Genomic DNA, 17,320 nt, shown 5'->3' on the forward strand with positions numbered 1-17,320 from the left:
GTGCAGACGGTGCAACGGGACCAATGGGACCAGCAGGACCAATAGGACCGGCAGGTGCAGACGGTGCAACGGGACCAATGGGACCAGCAGGACCAATAGGACCGGCAGGTGCAGACGGTGCAACGGGACCAATGGGACCAGCAGGACCAATAGGACCGGCAGGGGCTGACGGTGCAACGGGACCAGCAGGACCGGCAGGTGCAGATGGAACAAGTGGTTGGCTGCTGGATGGAAATGTTCCTGGTTCAGGTTCTTTTTTAGGAACTACTAATGATACCATAATGGATATACGATCTAACAATACCAGTATTTTACAGCTTGGAAGAAGACAAACACTTGGATTGACTCAATCTTATATAGATTATAATGATAACAATCAATACTTAACATATATAAAAGGAAACAATGGGGTATCGGCACTTCAATTTCAAGCTGATGCAGCTCAATTTTACAAACCCATGTTCTTTACTACTACAGATGGTAATTTTAGGTTGAAAGGAAGTGCTGCTGAGACAGATTTTTTTGAAATAGGCTCTACTGGGGTATCCAATGCTGGAGAAGTGGAATTTATCATTGGTGATGATGGTGCAGAACCTTTTGTTTTTAAGCGTTATGACTATAGGGATCAATTACTAAAAGAGCTTTTTAGAATCCAAGGAAGTTCAGATGCACAAAATGCATTGCCAAGAGTTGGTATCAATACAGGTCAGTTAGCAAACTCTACCCTGCAAGTAAGCGGTTCATTGTCTACAGCAATTACAACAACCACTACCAACTTAACATTGGATGAAACACATTCTACTATAATTGTAAATTCTAACAGTACAATTACATTACCAGCTGCTAACAGCTGTGAGGGGCGTTCTTATATTGTTAAAAATACAGTTAACAGTCCAATAAATATAAGTAGCTATATCAATGAAACGGGCGGCACCAGTACAACTATTCCATCAAACAGCACTATTACACTTCAAAGTAATGGCTCTACTTGGAACTCACTTTCTTCGGCCAGTGCAACTATAGTTTCAAGTGATGCCAACAATGCTATCTCTGTTGGTAGTGATGGTGGAGCTTATTTAAAAATAAATTATGGAGGACGTTGGACAAATAGTGATACTAGCACCAACATAAATGTCAATGGTACCATAGCTCCAATTTTTGGGAACCAAGATTATAAAGACGACGGCAACAATTTATACGAAGTAAGTGGCAATACCTTGATTGTAAAAGAGGCAGGAAGGTATGATATACGAGCTAATTTATCATTATTGGGTATAAATTCAACTGGGTCTACAGAGCAACGTACAAATGCCAGTGCGAGAATAACTGTAAATGGTACAGCAATAGGTGCAAATGCTACATCTGGTTATATACGATATGGAAGCAACCATACGCAATCCAGTATTCATATGAACGAAATATTACAATTAAATGCCAATGATGTTATCACATTGGTGATGTTTAGAGAAGCTAATTCTGGAACTGTAAGGTTTAGTGGTGCAGGAGAATCTAGTTTCAACATAAACAAACTAAGATAATAGTATGTACAGAAATAAATTTTTATTTTTCTTCTTGTTAATTGCATTACAATCTTTTGCACAAGATGCTGTACATAATTTTGGAAATATCCAGATTCATGAGACAGGTTTGGTGGGCTTTCACATGAATTTAATCAATGATGGTTCTTTTGACCAAAATGTTGGTTTGGTCGGTTTTTATAATTCTAATAATTCTTTAACCGTTTCAGGAGCCTATAATACAGCTTTTTATGATTTAGAAGTTGCCATAGATGAGGGTCTGTTCATAGAAACATCTTTAACAGTAAATAATCATGCAAATTTTATTACTGGCCATGTAATTACTCCTAGGGCAAATCAAGATATATCTATTAACTTCAACAATTTAGCTTTCTATAGTGGAGAAAACAACCTTTCTATGGTGGATGGTTACGCGGGCTTGACCAATATGGATACATTTACATTTCCAGTTGGCTATAATGATGTTTTACGTCCATTGACCATTGAATCAGAATCGATAGACCCTCTTACAAAATGTGCTTATTTTTTTGAAGACCCAAATACACCAATGTATCTCAACAATGGTTTTGATACGGATATTGTTGAAACAGATTTTCTAAGTGTAAGCACCCAAGAATTTTGGAAAGTTAATGGCTCGCAACCTTCCAAGGTAACCCTTACATGGAATACCATGAGCAACATTATAGTATTGGCAGAATTATTGACAGATTTAAAAGTAGTTGGATGGAGTAAGGCTGATAATCAATGGGTGAATCTTGGAAATACAAATGTTGAGGGTGGCCTGGATTATGGACGCTTAACTTCTGACACTTTTATCCCCAATGATTATGAAATTATTACCATAGGTGGTAATAATGATATATATGAAACTTTAAGTACAATAGAATTGGATAACTATTTTATGACCCCAAATGGTGATGGCAAAAATGATTACTTGGTCATAGAAGGGTTAGAAAACTCCCCCAACAATACGCTTCAGGTTTTTAATAGATACGGCGTTATGGTTTATTCAAAAACAAACTATAACAACGAATTTAACGGAAAAGCAAATGTCAATTCTGTAATTAAAGTAAATTCAGGTTTGGCATCAGGTGTCTATTTTTATATTATAACACTCAATGAACTTAGACAAAAGCACCAAGGATATCTATATATTTCTCAATAATTACATTCCTTTTTAATATTTAAACTTTTCCATTTTATCTGAATAATTTTAATGGTATTTTTAATACCATGAAAAAAGGTTCTTCAGAAGCAAATCAATGTTTTGAGTCAAAAATCATTACTACAAAAGACACCTATGCTGTTAGACAACCTGTTTTAAGGGAAGGAAGACCATTATCCTCTTGTGCATTTGAGGGGGATGATTTGAAGTCTACAATACACGTTGGAGTCTATTCCCAAAACACTTTAATAGCAGTTGCAACTTTTTTAAAAAACGATAATTCCCAGCATTCGTTCAAAAATGCCTATCAATTAAGAGGAATGGCTGTCACTAAAAACCATCAAGGAAAAGGGATTGGAAAAATACTTCTTAACTTTGGTGAAACATTATTAATAGAAAAACAAGTTTCACTCTTATGGATGAACGCCAGAGAAAGTGCGGTTCCTTTTTACAAAAATTTAAATTATACCAGCATTGGCAATGTTTTTGATATTCCCATGGTTGGAAAACATTATGTAATGTTCAAAAAATTAAAACAAACCAAATGAAGAGACGATCATTTATACAAAAAAGTAGCTTTTTTGGCATGGCCTTAACCACAATGCCTTATAATATGTTGGCGATACAGGAGGAATTTTCTGTTGAAGAGCTTATGGGAAAGGCAGATATAAAACTATATGGAGAAGGAATTAATTTAAGAAAAGAAGCCCATGATGCCTTTTTGGAAATGAAAAAGGCAGCCTATAGTGATGGTGTTGATATAAAAATAGTTTCCAGTTTTAGAGATTTTTATAGACAAGAATCCATCTGGGAAAGAAAATACGAGCAATACACAGAAAGTGATGAAATGCTGCCTTTGGCAGCCATTGACAAAATTATAGAATATTCAACCATTCCGGGTACTAGTAGACACCATTGGGGAACCGATATTGATATTATAGATGGATATAGAAAAACCACAGGTGATGTTTTGGTTCCAGAAAAGTTTGAAGGAGAAGGTCCATTTGTAGATTTTAAAAAATGGATGGATAAAAATTCCAAAAAATATGGATTCTACTTGGTCTATACGGATGTACCCAAAAGAAAAGGTTTTAAATACGAGCCATGGCATTATAGCTATGCCCCTATTTCTATCCCTATGCTTTCTGCATATAGAGGTAAGAATATTTTTAAATTAATGCAATTGGAAGAGTTTGTTGGAAAAGAGCATTTTACTACTGGTTTTTTAAAAGCCTACATCAGAAATAATATTTTGGATATTAATCCAGAACTTTTATAGTCTTTTTTGTAAATTGAAAATCCTATTTAAACACTAGTAACCATGAGAAGAGGTAGTTGGAAAATTCGCATATTAATTGGCTTGGCCATTGTTGCCTTTGCGTTTATCCAAAAATGCAATAATACAGAAGTAAATCCTTATACAGGTAGATCCCAACACATAACAATGACTTCCGATCAAGAAATTGCTATTGGTCTGCAAAGTGCCCCTGAAATGGCGCAACAACATGGTGGGCTTTATCCAGACGAACGTTTACAAGCTTTTGTAGATGCCGTTGGCAATAAATTAGTGCAAAGTAGTATTGCAAGGGAAACACCATACCAATATGAATTTCATTTGTTAGCAGATGATAGAACAATCAATGCCTTTGCGTTACCTGGTGGGCAATGTTTTATAACATATGCTCTTTTTTCTCAATTAAACGAAGCTCAATTGGCTGGTGTGCTTGGTCATGAAATTGGGCATGTAATTGGCAGGCATTCCGCAGAGAGAATTGCTGATAGTCAAACTTGGCAAACCGCTACTATGGGAGCAACTGTTGGCGCTGGAGACTTAGGCAGTATTGTAGGAGGTATTGGTCAAAATACATTGTTAAAGAATGGAAGGGGAGATGAACTGGAAAGTGATGAGCTTGGAGTGCTTTTCATGATTCAATCTGGGTATGATCCTTATCAAATGATTGAGGTTATGAAAATTCTAAAGGCTGCTGCTGGCCCCAATAGAGTTCCAGAGTTTCAGAGCACACATCCAGATCCAGTAAACCGTATTGAGAAGATAAAAGAGGCAATCAACAAATATAAAGGACAGTAGAACGATAAAATACTGTTATTAATCGGTTGTCAAATCTTAATTTGTTATATTTGATTCCCTCTCAAATCCTATATAAACAACCTCACATTTGGCCCTTATAGCTGTGGACCGAACCTATTAAAGAGACGCTATATGGGAACATTATTACATTTTAAAAATTTATATGTTGATGCTTTTAATGAATGTAAGCCAGGGATTTTAGTAACGCTATTAAAAGCTTATTCTATTTTTTGTGGTATTTTATTATTCATGGCTGTGTATGCTTTTATGTACAGACTTTTTACTGGCTTTGACTTTTAATAACAATTACTCTTTTACTTGAACACTATTTGATGTAATTTATATTAATAAAAAACGCCCTTGAATATCAAGGGCGTTTTTTGGTTGATGAATAAACGTATAGCTATTTTTTCTTGCCAGTAGCGGCCAATACAACCAATACATCATTAGCACTGGACATTTCTGCATATTTTTTTACAGAATATCCTTTATCACACTTAATTTTTAAGTTCGCTCCGTTGTCTATTAATAATTGTAGTATTTCTGCACGATTATAGCGAGCAGCAAAAATGGCAGGTGTTTTGCCCAAAGACTTTTGGTTTACATCTTCTCCTAGTGTAATCAACTTTCGTACAGTATCAATATCCCCTTTCATAATGGCTTTACAAAATGAATTAATTTCAAAGCTTTTAAAGCTAGTTAAGTTCTCTGTCACCATAGTGACATCCTTTTTGTTTTCGGCACAAATGCCGGTAACTGCCAACATACATGCTGCAGCTACAGTTAAAATTGTTTTTTTCATGATGAATGAATTATAGTTTTTGATTATACAATAATAGACTCCGTTTATTCTTAAATGTTTCAGCATTAACAGTTAAATAACATAAGTTTAACATATAGGACTTTATTTTAGTTAAATTTTTAACGGCAATTCTAAAACAATGTGAAACTTCGCAAAAAGCCAAAGCAATTTGTAGGGATACTTGTTAAATCGTTCTATTTTTGATGTTAGAATAAAGATGTTAATGATGAACAAGAAAGTAATATTGATGATTTTGGACGGATGGGGAAAATCACCAGACCCAAAAGTATCTGCAATAGATAATGCCCAAACCCCATTTATTGATTCCTTATATACAAAATACCCTAATGCCTCTTTAAGAACTGATGGTTTGCATGTTGGTCTACCAGAAGGGCAAATGGGAAATAGTGAGGTTGGTCATATGAACCTTGGTGCTGGGCGTATTGTATATCAAGATTTGGCGAAAATTAATTTGGCCATAGAAAATGATACTTTAAAAAATGAAAGAGTATTGGTGGAAGCTCTTAAATATGCTACTGACAATAACAAAAATGTTCATTTTTTAGGATTACTAAGCAATGGTGGTGTGCATGCTCATACAAATCATTTAAAAGGGTTTATTGATGCTACCAATGAAGCTGGAGTAAAAAACTCATACATACATGCCTTTACAGATGGACGTGATGTAGATCCAAAATCCGGAAAAGGGTACGTAGAAGATATAGAGAATTTTATAAGTGGAACTAACACAAAATTAGCAACAATAACTGGTCGTTATTATGCTATGGACAGAGACAACCGTTGGGAACGCGTTCATTTGGCATATGATGCATTGGTAAATGGAATTGGGACCAAAACAACGAATGCAACAGAAGCAATTCAAAAAAATTATGATGATGATGTTACCGATGAGTTTATAAAACCATTAATTCTAACTGATGAAAATGGTAAACCACTTGCCACTATTCAAAAAGATGATGTGGTTATCTTTTTTAATTTTAGAACAGATAGAGGGCGTGAATTAACGGAAATGTTGAATCAGAAAGATTTTCCAGATTACAATACCAAAAAATTGGATTTGTATTATGTAACCATCACCAATTATAGTGATGCCTTTAATGGAATAAAGGTCATTTTCAATAAAGACAATATTACTGAAACTCTAGGAGAAGTACTTGCCAAGCATGGTAAAAAACAAATTAGAATTGCTGAAACAGAAAAATATCCACACGTAACCTTTTTCTTTTCAGGAGGACAGGAAGAGCCTTTTGAAGGGGAATCTCGAATTTTAAAAAACTCCCCTAAAGTAGCAACATACGATTTACAGCCAGAGATGAGTGCATATGAATTAAGGGATGCCCTAGTGGAAGACCTTAAAAAAGGAGAAGCAGATTTTGTGTGCTTAAATTTTGCCAACGGAGATATGGTTGGCCATACCGGAATAATGGAAGCTGCCATCAAAGCATGTGAAGCTGTGGACGAATGTGCAAAGGATGTTATAACAACTGGGTTAGAAAATGGGTATACAACACTACTTATTGCAGATCATGGAAATTGCGAGACCATGATAAATCCAGACGGAAGTCCACATACCGCTCATACAACTAATCCAGTTCCAATTATTTTAATAGATAATGATTTAAAGGAAATTAAAGATGGTGTTTTAGGTGATGTTGCCCCAACAATTTTAAAACTTATTGGTATTCCGCAACCAGATGCAATGACTCAAAAACCTCTAATATAAACCATGAAAAAATATATTTCATGTATTGGTTTACTCCTATTTATTTTTGGATGCAGAACTCAAAAAGAAGTAGTCAATACACCAGAGATATTATTGGTCGGCAAAGCCATTGAATCAGAATTAAGAAATACTCCCTATTCAGATTGGTATGTTCCAAATTATGAAAACCATATAGTAAGCGAGGAGGATATCAATACAATAAAACCTCTACTAAAAAATGTTAAAATAAAAGCATTTATGGGAACTTGGTGTAGTGATAGTAAAAGAGAAGTTCCTAAGTTTTTTAAGATTATGGATGTCGTGGGTTATTCTAAAGAAAATATTGAGTTAATTACCATGACCCGTAAAAAGGATACTCCTGAAAATTATGAAGAAGGATTGGAAATTATACGTGTTCCTACCTTTATTTTTTATAAAAATAATAAAGAACTCAACCGCTTCGTGGAAGACCCTATTGAATCTTTGGAAAAAGATATTATAAAAATATTGAGTGGTATAGAATACAAAAATGCTTATGCTGAATAATCTAAAAATTAGGTTGGTCAATAGAATAAAATCTTTCCATTTATTGGATTCCTAGTATCTTTGCCCCTATGGTAAAAATCAAAACTTTAGAGGAAATAGAATTAATGCGCGAAAGTGCCTTAATAGTCTCTAAAACATTAGGGGTTATTGCTGAGGAAGTAAAACCTGGAGTTAGTACACTTCAGTTGGATAAAATTGCTGAAGAACACATTAGAGATCATGGAGCCATTCCAGGGTTTTTAGGACTCTATGATTTTCCCAATACACTTTGCATGAGTCCCAATGCACAAGTAGTGCATGGTATTCCCAATGCTGAACCTTTAAAAGAAGGTGATATTATTTCTATAGATTGTGGAGTATTAAAAAATGGATTCTATGGTGATCATGCCTACACTTTTGAAGTAGGTGACGTAACTCCCGAAATTAAAAACCTTTTAAAAATCACTAAAGAGTCGTTATATATTGGTATTAGGGAATTTAAGGCTGGAAATCGTGTTGGTGATGTTGGTTATGCAATTCAACAATATTGTGAAAGTCATGGATATGGGGTGGTTAGAGAGCTTGTAGGACATGGACTAGGAACAAAAATGCACGAAGAACCAGAAATGCCCAATTATGGAAAAAGAGGAAGAGGCAAGAAGTTTTTAGAGGGAATGGTAGTTGCCATTGAGCCCATGATCAACATGGGAGTCCGTAATATAAAACAATTAAAAGATGGTTGGACTATCCTAACAGCTGATGGAAAACCTAGTGCGCACTTTGAACATAATGTGGCCATTGTAAATGGTAAACCAGAACTTCTTTCAACCTTTAAATACATTTATGATGCTTTGGGAATAGAAAGTGATGAGGAAAATGAGTTTAGGCAAAACGGATAGGATAATGAAAGTAAAGCACATTTTAGCGCTCTTTGTCCTAGGTTTTATAGCTACTCTTTTGAGCACTTTATTAAAAATTTTACACTATCAATATAGTACTGAGTTGTATACAACGGGCTTGGTACTAAAAATAATTAGTAGTGTCCTATTGATATGGAAAATTCTTTCAACAGATAAGTTTAAAGAGTTTTTAAACAGGTAATTGTTAAATGAGTGTCTTTAAAACGATTTTAAATATAATTCCAAGACCCATTCTTATTAAAGTAAGTTTTTGGGTGCGTCCAATTACATCACTCTACTTAAAAGGTCATACATATACCGACCCCATTGATGGTAAGTCTTTTCGGAAATTTTTACCTTATGGTTATGAAACCACAAGGGAAAATGTACTCTCCCCTTCTACTCTATCCTTAGAAAGACATAGATTGTTGTGGTTATATTTAAAAAATGAAACCAATTTCTTTACCGATAAAATAAAAGTTCTTCACTTTGCTCCAGAACAAGCATTTTATAATCGCTTTAAAAAACTAAAGAATTTAGAATATATAACAACCGATCTTAATTCTCCATTGGCGACAGTAAAAGCAGATATTTGTGATTTGCCTTTTTCTGATAATTCTTTTGATATAATTCTCTGCAATCATGTTTTAGAACATATTCCAAACGATACCAAGGCCATGCAAGAATTGTACAGAATACTAAAACCTAATGGCTGGGGAATTTTTCAAATACCACAAGATTTAAAAAGGGAAACTACTTTTGAAGACAATTCTATTACAGACAAAAAAGAACGAGCCAAAATTTTTGGGCAATACGATCATGTTCGTATTTATGGGCGTGACTATTTTGATAAACTCAGAAAAATTGGTTTTAATGTTGAAGAGGTAGATTATACCACAACCTTATCATCCAAAGAAATTAATGAATATAGATTGGCTAAGGGTGAATTAATTCCATTGGTGAAAAAGTAATTATTTTACAATCAACTCCTCAAAGCCCATTGTCATAAATTCTGCTGGCTCTCCATTTTTATCCAAATAGATAATATAGGCTTCTAAAGCATCTTGTTTTACCAATAATTTTATAGAATCGTCCAAATCCATTGCCATAAAAGCTGTAGCAAAAGCATCTGCTTCTGCGCAAGTATTTGCAATTACAGTAGCTCCCAATACATTTGAATTTTTGGTGTACCCTGTTTTAGGGTTTATAGTATGCACATATTTTTTACCTGTAATAGAATCTATTCTAAACTTTCTATAATTCCCCGAAGATGCCAATGCCCTATTTTTTAATTCCAGTAAAATCTTTGGTTTACTTCTATCTTTACCTTGTGGGTCATCAACTCCTACAGTCCATTTTTTTTCTGCTATTCTATTTTCACCTTTGGTAACAATTTCACCTCCTACTTCTACCAAGTAATCGGTAATTCCATTAACATCTAACATTGCTGCCAATCTATCAATTGCATATCCTTTTGCAATGGCATTAAAATCAAAATAAACACTTGGTGATGCTTTCCAAATAGTGTTGGATTCTGTAATGCCTACCTTATCAAAACCAACGTAGTTCAAAAGGCTATCTACTCTAGTACTATCCAGTTTAATTTGATTTCCAGGACCAAACCCCCAAGCATTTACTAATATTCCAACTGTGGGGTCAAAATAACCGTCTGTTCTTCTATACACTTCATACGAAAGCTCAAAAACATCTTTGAACATAGCATCAACCACAATTGTAGAATCCCCTTGGTTGATTTTTGAAATATCAGAATTGGGTAAATATGTTGACATGGATTGATTTACCGCTGTAAAAACAGAATCTATCTGGCTTTGATAATCCAACTCTTTGTTAGCCAAATAAGTTATACTATAAGATGTTCCTAAAGCGGAACCGTAATTGGTGTTTTTGGTAAGCCTATTACATGAAAACATGGAAATTAGAATCCCCATCATAAAAATCTTTTTCATACTTCTAAACTTCAATAAGTCCTTCATAGTCAACAATATAATCTTCGTTTAAATACACAGGTAAATATTCCTCCTTGGCGTTGGACAAACCTACTCCTGCATAATAGGTTATCGCCTTATATTCTACCGCATGTTGTTTTATTCTTTTCATCAAGACTTTATCATAAACTTTTGGGTTTTGGTCGTATGCAATACTGCGAACAACAATAAAGTACACTTGTTTTTCTTTTATACAGACAAATTGGGGGTTTTTCTTTAGGGTGCTGTTTACCGCCATAAACTCATACCCTTGGGCTTCCAGCTCCCTGCCAACAATGTTCATTGCCAAATTATGTAGTTCTTGCTCACTTAACTCCTTCATTAAAAATGCCTATTAAAAAAACCGATATTCAAAAAAAGATATCGGTTTATTATTATTTCAACCCTTTAGTCATAAACAATCAGACACTTAAGGCCTATCCACCAAAGTCATCAAAACGTATATGTTCATCTGGGATTCCAAAATCCTCACCCATTTTTTGAACAGCTTTGTTCATTAATGGAGGCCCACAGAAATATAGTTCAATATCTTCTGGTGACTCATGATGACTTAAATAGTTGTCTATTACACAATTATGTATAAACCCAACAAAACCATCACCAGGGGCATCAACACTTTCTTTCACTTTCCAATTATCCTCAGGTAAAGGTTCTGAAAGCGCCAAATAAAACTTGAAGTTTGTAAACTCCTTTTCTAAATCATAAAAATGTTTTAAATAGAATAGCTCTCTTTTGGAACGACCCCCGTACCAATAAGTTACTTTTCTTCCTGTTTTTAATGTTTTGAACAGGTGATATAGATGTGACCGCATTGGTGCCATACCTGCACCACCACCAACGTAAAGCATTTCAGATTCTGATTCATTGATAAAGAATTCACCATAAGGTCCAGAAATAGTAACTTTATTACCAGGTTTTTGTGCAAAAATATAGGAGGAGGCAATTCCTGGGTTAACATCCATCCATCCATTTTTGGACCTATCCCATGGCGGTGTAGCAATACGTACATTCAACATAATCTCCCTACCTTCTGCTGGGTATGATGCCATTGAGTAAGCTCTTTCAACAGTTTCATTATTTTTCATCACCAATGGCCACAAACCAAATTTATCCCATTCGGCCTGGAACTTATCTGGAGTCTCATGCTCTTCTGGATGCGCCGTGATATCAATATCAGAATATTTTATCTCACAGTTTGGAATCTCAATCTGAATATAGCCTCCAGCTTTATATGGCATATCCTCAGGAATTTCCACAACAAACTCCTTAATAAAAGAGGCAACATTATAATTACGAACTACTGTAGCTTCCCATTTTTTGATACCAAAAATTTCCTCAGGAATGGTGATTTCCATATCCTGCTTTACTTTTACCTGACATGCCAAACGCGCACCATGCTGCAATTCTTTACGTGAAAAATGAGGTGTCTCTGTTGGCAATGCTTCTCCTCCTCCAGAATTTACATGACATTCGCATTGAATACAAGTTCCACCACCACCACAAGCAGATGGTAAAAATATTTTTTGCGCACCTAGAGTGCTTAATAAACTATCACCTGAAGCTACTTCTACTTCTCTCTCTCCGTTAATAGTAATCTTTACTGGACCAGATGGAGATAATTTTTGTTTTACAAACAATAATAAACCTACTAACACTAATGTAATTAACAAAAATGAAGCAACGGTTGCTGCGATTGTTCCTATTGTACTTGCTGCTAATACCATCATTTACTCTATTCCTTTTATGTTGTTGGCCAATTCTTTCTTTTCAGCTTCTTTTGTCTCAACGTTAACAGTAGTCTCTTTTTCTTCTGGCTCATTATCTCCAGTAAGCATACCTCCAAAACTTAAAAAGCCGATTGCCATTAATCCTGTTATAATAAATGTAATTCCCAATCCTCTTAAAGGAGCGGGAACATTTGAATATCTAATTTTTTCACGAATAGCTGCTATCGCCAAAATTGCTAAAAACCACCCAATACCAGAACCTACACCATAAACGGTTGCCAACCCTAATGATGGTATTTCGCGAGATTGCATAAATAAAGAACCTCCCAATATAGCACAGTTAACAGCAATAAGTGGCAAGAAAATACCAAGTGAATTATACAATGACGGAGAAAACTTCTCTACCACTATCTCTACCAATTGTACCATTGTTGCAATTGTTGCAATAAAAAGAATAAAGGATAAAAAACTTAAATCATAATCGGCATACTCAGCCCCTAACCACTTTAAAGCTCCTGGTTGTAAAATATACTGATCTAATAACCAGTTTAAGGGCACTGTAATCGCCAGTACAAATATTACGGCAGCGCCTAAACCAACAGCAGTAGCAACTTTCTTAGACACAGCAAGGTATGAACACATTCCCAGGAATACTGAAAATACCATGTTATCTATAAATATTGACTTGAAAAATAATTCTATATATTCCATATATTTTATTTAAAATGACGTTTAACGTCTAGTCTTCTATTAATGCTTTGTTTCTACTTCTTTGAATCCAAATGATAATACCCACAACTATTAAGGCCATTGGTGGCATAATCATAAATCCATTATTTTCATAACCAAACTTATATAGTCCAGTTTTTTCTATGGCATCTCCCAATACTGGGAAACCAAATAAGGTACCTGACCCTAAAAGTTCTCTGAAAAACCCTACTATTATTAAAATGAGTCCATAACCCAAAGCATTTCCAATTCCGTCCAAGAAAGATTTCCAAGGCCCATTGCCCAAGGCAAAAGCTTCAAAACGTCCCATTATGATACAGTTGGTTATAATTAACCCTACAAAGACAGAAAGTGTCTTGCTCAATTCATACGCAAACGCCTTAAGCACCAAATCCACAATGATTACCAATGTTGCAACCACTATCAATTGCACAATGATTCTAATTTTTGATGGTATTATATTTCGCATCAAAGAAATAACTACATTTCCTATCCCCAATACAAATATTACAGATATAGCCATTACAATAGAAGCTTCTAACTCCGCTGTAATAGCCAAGGCAGAACAAATACCAAGTACTTGAATTGTAATAGGATTATTGTCTGCTAATGGATCGGTTATTAAACTGGCATCTTTTTTTGATAAAAGTCCCATATTTTTTAGTTTTCTAAAGTTTTAAAATAAGGCTCGTACAATTTTAATTCGCTTTTAAGCATTGCAGAAACTCCGTCTCCTGTAATTGTTGCTCCAGCGATAGCATCAACCTTGTTATCTTCTTTTCTTTTATTTAATGGATCATTATTTCCTTTTGCTACTTGTATTCCCGTAAAAGTTCCATTTTCATTTTTTAAATGCTCCCCAACAAAATCGTCCATAAAGAAACGTTTGTTGATGTTAGCACCTAAACCAGCTGTTTCCCCCTTATGATCAAAAAACACTCCTTGAACCACCATCTCTTTATCTAAGGCAACAAAGCCCCAAATAGCATCCCAAAGACCTTTACCTCTTATTGGTACTACATAAAATGTTTTACCATCTTTCTCTCCAACAAACAATGGCAATTTTCTTTCAGTACCATCTTTAGCTAAAGACATTTGCTTTTTAACATCAATTAAATATGCATTCTCATCCTCAGTAACATTACTCCCTTGAATTACCAACTGTTTTTTAATGTACTTTGAAAACTCATCGGCAACAATATCTTTAGAAACAAAAGCCATGCTTCCTTCTTCATTACCATTAACACCCATTGCATAAAGAATATTTTGTTGTTTCTCTATACGTTTATTTTCATCAATATTTGGTTTTAATGCTGATGCTGCAAAAGCTAATAATGAACCAACCACCAATACCATTCCTATAGCAAATAGTACTGTATATAAATTTTTATCTGTTCTCTTTTCCATCCTTACGCAGTTTTTGCTTTAAGACGTTTTTGTCTTCGTTTAACATTTCCTTGAACCACATAATGGTCAATTGTTGGTGCAAATACATTCATTAATAAAATGGCTAACATTACCCCTTCTGGATATCCTGGATTAAACACACGAATCATTATAGAAAAAAGACCCACTAAAAATCCGTATATCCATTTTCCTTTATTAGTCTGTGAGGCCGTAACTGGGTCGGTAGCCATAAATACTGTACCAAAGGCAAAACCTCCAATTAATAAATGGTGCCAAAAAGTAGTATTCATTAACGTATAAAACTTACTGTATTCTGGCAACCATCCTTGACTTATTACCAAATTAAAAATTAACCCCATGGTCAATGCCCCCAATACGGAAGACAACATAATCCTCCAACTACCAATTTTAGCAAAAATTAAAAACAAGCCCGCCAATAAAATCAATAATGTGGATGTCTCCCCAACCGAACCGGGAATAAACCCAAAAAAGGAATTCATAAGTTCATTTCCTTGACTTAATACTTCTTTACCTTGCGCAAGACTACCTAATATAGTTTCACCAGAAATAGCATCTAAACTTTCACCAGAAGCTATTAGTTTATCTCTTTCTACTGCACCAGTAACCCAAACTTTATCTCCACTCATCCATGTAGGGTAAGCAAAGAATAAAAAAGCACGGATTGTTAGTGCTGGGTTAAGAATATTCATTCCTGTACCTCCAAATACTTCTTTACCAATTACAACACCAAAGGCAACTGCCACAGCAAGCATCCAAAGAGGAATATCTATAGGTACTATAAGTGGTACTAACATCCCTGTTACCAAATATCCTTCTTCAACCTCATGTTTTTTGATTACAGCAAACAAAAACTCTATTCCCAGACCAACCAAATAGGAAACTATTACTAGGGGCAAAATTTTCCATGCTCCAACCCAAAAGTTATTCATAGTCCAGAATTCAGAGCTAAAAAACCCTCCTGAAACAGCATTAATTTCTTCTAATTGTAAGTGATGTTGATAACCGGCATTAAACATTCCAAAAATTAAACATGGAACAAGTGCCATAATCACTGTATTCATGGTACGCTTTAAATCATCCGCTACCTTTATATGGGTACCGTTATGCGTAGTTTCATTTGGCAAGTACAAAAAGGTGTGCAGTGCATTAAATGCAGGAGCCATTTTAGTGCCTTTATACTTCTCCTTTAAATTATGTAAGTTGTTTTTTAAACCCATTTTTATATTTTTCTTTTTAAGTAGAAAAATGAATAATTATCCAATTTCTTTAATCATTAGGTCCAAACCTTTTCTTATAATATCTTGATGTGGTTGCTTAGAGACACATACAAATTCTGTCAATGCAAAATCCTCAGGCGCTACTTCGTACATTCCCAAAGCTTCCATTTCATCCAAGTCTTTATACATACACGCTTTTAAAATTTGCATGGGGTATATATCCAATGGAAAAACAGCTTCGTAATTACCCGTTGTTACAAATGCTCTGTGCTCTCCGTTTGTATTTGTATTTAGATCAAATTTCTTCTTAGGCGTCAACCATGAAAATGTCATTGCTCTAGAAGTAGATATTTTATTAAAAATAGGCTTGTTCCAACCCATAAAATCATAATCATCACCTTCAGGAATAGCAGTAACAGTATTGTTATAAAATCCTAAATGACCTTCTGGATTACTTATAGCACCAGAAAGTACATCCCCATTTATAACTCTAAATTTATCATCGTTTACTCCACTGGCATACAAAAAGGTAGAGATTTCGGCACCTATTTTAGTTTTGTAATATTTAGGTACTTTAACAGATGAGCCCGCTAAAGCCACAATACGCTCAGCATTAAATTCTCCTGTGAGAAGAAGTTCTCCAATAATTACCAAATCCTGTGCATTTACAGTCCAAACTATTTCTCCCTTATTAACAGGATCAATTTTGTTGATTTGTGTACCAACCAACCCTGCCGGATGGGGTCCAGAAACAGTATGATGAGACACATTGCTTAAACCAGCCAAAGGGGAGTTTTTGGATTTACCTACAGACACATGCACTTTACCAGAAGTAAGCTGGCTTAAAGCTGTTAATGCTGCCTGCAACTCATTTTCTTTACCCTGCAACGTATAATCCAAATCTGCTGCCAAAGGAGCGGTAGTATATCCAGAAACAAATATAGCTTTTGGAGTATGCTTTGGGTTAGCTACAATATCATAAGGTCTTTGCTTAATAAATGGCCAACAACCAGATTCTAATAAAAGCGCCTTAATATCTTCTGCACTTGCTTTAGTAACATCCAGTTTTTTATGCGTTGTAGCGCTTTGGGTTTTATCAGCAAGTATTTTTACAGACAAAATCCTTCTACGATCACCCCTTTCAATTTCTGAAACCTCCCCACTAACCGAAGAAACAAAACGCATGGCCTCAACATCTTTATTAAAAAAAATGGGTTCGCCAGCTTTCACCTTATTGCCTACTTTTACAAGCATTTTTGGCAATATTCCATGAAAATCTGAAAGGTTAATCGAGTATGCGTTGCTTAGTACGGCTTTGGAAGTAGTCTGTTCAGCGGCTCCAACAAGGTTAATGCTCAAGCCTTTTTTAATCCGAATGTCTTTAGACATATTTTGTAGACCTTAAATTATCAAAATTTGCTGCAAATCTAATACTTAATAGAAAGTTTTCATAATAATTAACTAGAAAAATA

At 34.9% G+C, this 17,320-nt stretch carries 19 protein-coding genes and 1 pseudogene; 11 read left to right on the forward strand and 9 right to left on the reverse strand.

Translation table 11 applies throughout. The annotated features are described in order from the left end of the window. The 6 genes and pseudogenes from AC000W_RS05075 to AC000W_RS05100 all read left to right on the forward strand — a co-directional run. Nucleotides 1–1,538, forward strand: a pseudogene (locus tag AC000W_RS05075) (hypothetical protein); the annotation flags it as partial. A gap of 4 nt (nt 1,539–1,542) precedes the next feature. Continuing rightward, complete coding sequence (locus AC000W_RS05080; protein WP_474746585.1) at nt 1,543–2,703, forward strand: gliding motility-associated C-terminal domain-containing protein; 1,161 nt, start codon at nt 1,543–1,545, stop codon at nt 2,701–2,703. Nucleotides 2,704–2,771: 68 nt separating this feature from the next. Further along, nucleotides 2,772–3,251 (forward strand): GNAT family N-acetyltransferase, encoded by a 480-nt coding sequence (locus tag AC000W_RS05085; protein WP_474746586.1) that lies wholly within the window; start codon nt 2,772–2,774, stop codon nt 3,249–3,251. After that, nucleotides 3,248–3,982 carry a M15 family metallopeptidase gene (locus AC000W_RS05090; RefSeq protein WP_474746587.1) on the forward strand — a complete coding sequence of 245 codons (735 nt, stop codon included), beginning with the start codon at nt 3,248–3,250 and terminating at the stop codon, nt 3,980–3,982. Before AC000W_RS05085 ends, AC000W_RS05090 begins: the two co-directional genes overlap by 4 nt. 42 nt (nt 3,983–4,024) lie before the next feature. After that, a complete protein-coding gene (locus tag AC000W_RS05095) occupies nt 4,025–4,792 on the forward strand; it encodes a M48 family metalloprotease (protein WP_474746589.1) in 768 nt (255 codons plus the stop codon). A gap of 132 nt (nt 4,793–4,924) precedes the next feature. Further along, complete coding sequence (locus tag AC000W_RS05100; RefSeq protein ID WP_474746590.1) at nt 4,925–5,092, forward strand: DUF6747 family protein; 168 nt, start codon at nt 4,925–4,927, stop codon at nt 5,090–5,092. Between the two features lie 103 nt (nt 5,093–5,195). Here AC000W_RS05100 and AC000W_RS05105 read toward each other — a convergent pair whose 3' ends face one another. Further along, on the reverse strand, nt 5,196–5,594 hold the full coding sequence (locus tag AC000W_RS05105) for an ankyrin repeat domain-containing protein (protein WP_474746591.1): 399 nt from the start codon (nt 5,592–5,594) through the stop codon (nt 5,196–5,198). 226 nt (nt 5,595–5,820) lie between these two features. Here AC000W_RS05105 and gpmI point away from each other — a divergent pair, with 226 nt between their 5' ends. The 5 genes from gpmI (at nt 5,821) to AC000W_RS05130 (ending at nt 9,712) form a co-directional block, all read left to right on the forward strand. Beyond that, a complete protein-coding gene (gene gpmI / locus AC000W_RS05110) occupies nt 5,821–7,338 on the forward strand; it encodes a 2,3-bisphosphoglycerate-independent phosphoglycerate mutase (protein ID WP_474746593.1) in 1,518 nt (505 codons plus the stop codon). Nucleotides 7,339–7,341: 3 nt separating this feature from the next. After that, nucleotides 7,342–7,863 (forward strand): thioredoxin family protein, encoded by a 522-nt coding sequence (locus tag AC000W_RS05115; RefSeq protein WP_474746594.1) that lies wholly within the window; start codon nt 7,342–7,344, stop codon nt 7,861–7,863. A 68-nt stretch (nt 7,864–7,931) separates the two neighbouring features. Next, on the forward strand, nt 7,932–8,741 hold the full coding sequence (gene map, locus AC000W_RS05120) for a type I methionyl aminopeptidase (protein WP_474746595.1): 810 nt from the start codon (nt 7,932–7,934) through the stop codon (nt 8,739–8,741). Nucleotides 8,742–8,745: 4 nt separating this feature from the next. Continuing rightward, entirely contained in the window at nt 8,746–8,943 is a 198-nt protein-coding gene (locus tag AC000W_RS05125; RefSeq protein WP_474746597.1) for a gliding motility protein GldL, read from the forward strand. A gap of 7 nt (nt 8,944–8,950) precedes the next feature. Then, nucleotides 8,951–9,712, forward strand: a complete 762-nt coding sequence (locus AC000W_RS05130; RefSeq protein ID WP_474746598.1) for a class I SAM-dependent methyltransferase — start codon at nt 8,951–8,953, stop codon at nt 9,710–9,712. Here the strand turns inward: AC000W_RS05130 and AC000W_RS05135 are convergent, their stop codons facing one another. From AC000W_RS05135 to AC000W_RS05170, 8 genes are all read right to left on the reverse strand, one after another. Continuing rightward, nucleotides 9,713–10,708, reverse strand: a complete 996-nt coding sequence (locus AC000W_RS05135) for an FAD:protein FMN transferase (RefSeq protein WP_474746599.1) — start codon at nt 10,706–10,708, stop codon at nt 9,713–9,715. Nucleotides 10,709–10,712: 4 nt separating this feature from the next. Further along, the gene (locus AC000W_RS05140) at nt 10,713–11,069 is read right to left on the reverse strand and encodes a Na(+)-translocating NADH-quinone reductase subunit F (RefSeq protein WP_474746601.1); all 357 of its coding nucleotides are present in this window, start codon (nt 11,067–11,069) and stop codon (nt 10,713–10,715) included. 94 nt (nt 11,070–11,163) lie between these two features. Next, a complete protein-coding gene (nqrF, locus tag AC000W_RS05145; RefSeq protein ID WP_474746842.1) occupies nt 11,164–12,471 on the reverse strand; it encodes an NADH:ubiquinone reductase (Na(+)-transporting) subunit F in 1,308 nt (435 codons plus the stop codon). Between the two features lie 3 nt (nt 12,472–12,474). Beyond that, a complete protein-coding gene (gene nqrE, locus AC000W_RS05150) occupies nt 12,475–13,185 on the reverse strand; it encodes an NADH:ubiquinone reductase (Na(+)-transporting) subunit E (protein WP_474746602.1) in 711 nt (236 codons plus the stop codon). Between the two features lie 28 nt (nt 13,186–13,213). Beyond that, nucleotides 13,214–13,858: an NADH:ubiquinone reductase (Na(+)-transporting) subunit D gene (locus AC000W_RS05155; protein ID WP_474746603.1), complete on the reverse strand. Its 645-nt coding sequence runs from the start codon at nt 13,856–13,858 to the stop codon at nt 13,214–13,216. Nucleotides 13,859–13,863: 5 nt separating this feature from the next. After that, complete coding sequence (locus AC000W_RS05160; protein WP_474746604.1) at nt 13,864–14,610, reverse strand: Na(+)-translocating NADH-quinone reductase subunit C; 747 nt, start codon at nt 14,608–14,610, stop codon at nt 13,864–13,866. 2 nt (nt 14,611–14,612) lie between these two features. After that, nucleotides 14,613–15,848, reverse strand: coding sequence for an NADH:ubiquinone reductase (Na(+)-transporting) subunit B (locus AC000W_RS05165; RefSeq protein WP_474746606.1), 1,236 nt, complete (start codon nt 15,846–15,848; stop codon nt 14,613–14,615). Nucleotides 15,849–15,884: 36 nt separating this feature from the next. Further along, nucleotides 15,885–17,237: a Na(+)-translocating NADH-quinone reductase subunit A gene (locus AC000W_RS05170; RefSeq protein WP_474746607.1), complete on the reverse strand. Its 1,353-nt coding sequence runs from the start codon at nt 17,235–17,237 to the stop codon at nt 15,885–15,887. Nucleotides 17,238–17,320: the final 83 nt, after the last annotated feature.

Source organism: Saonia sp. (assembly GCF_056326165.1).